Annotated in this window: 1 protein-coding gene; it reads right to left on the reverse strand. The window is 49.4% G+C overall.

What is annotated here, in order from left to right:
• The coding region (locus KIV40_RS33840) for a hydroxypyruvate isomerase family protein (RefSeq protein WP_285353813.1) at positions 1-536 on the reverse strand (536 nt) is incomplete at both ends.

Below are 536 nucleotides of genomic sequence, written 5' to 3' on the forward strand. Positions count from 1 at the left end.
GGCTTAACCCAACCTAAACCTTGTTCCGTTGTGTTGCGTGGGTTGTACTCACAGCCAATCCACCCTTGGTAACCTGACTCATCCAGCACATTGAACAGGTGAGGGTAATTGAGCTCCCCCTCTGAAGGTTCGTGTCTTTCTGGAACAGAAGCGATTTGGATATGGCCGGTATAAGGCGCGACATCGCGAATCAAAGTGCTCAGGTCGCCATCCATAATTTGTGCGTGGTACAGGTCAAGCTGCAACTTCACGTTTGGACGACCCACTTGCTTGATAAGCTCGACGGCGTCACGTTGATGTGCCACAAAGTAGTCAGGGACATCGCGATTGTTGAGAGGCTCAATCATCAGTTCAATTCCATGCTCAACAAACTTGTCTGCTGCGTAACGAATATTTGAGATGAAAGTATCGATATGCTGTTGGCGACTGTAGCGCTCATCAAGAATGCCCGACATTGCGTGAACCTTTTTACAGCTCAATGCCTCGGCATACATCAGCGCCGTGTCGACACTCGCTTTAAACTCTTCTTCACGCCC

This window comes from Vibrio sp. D173a (genome assembly GCF_030248475.1).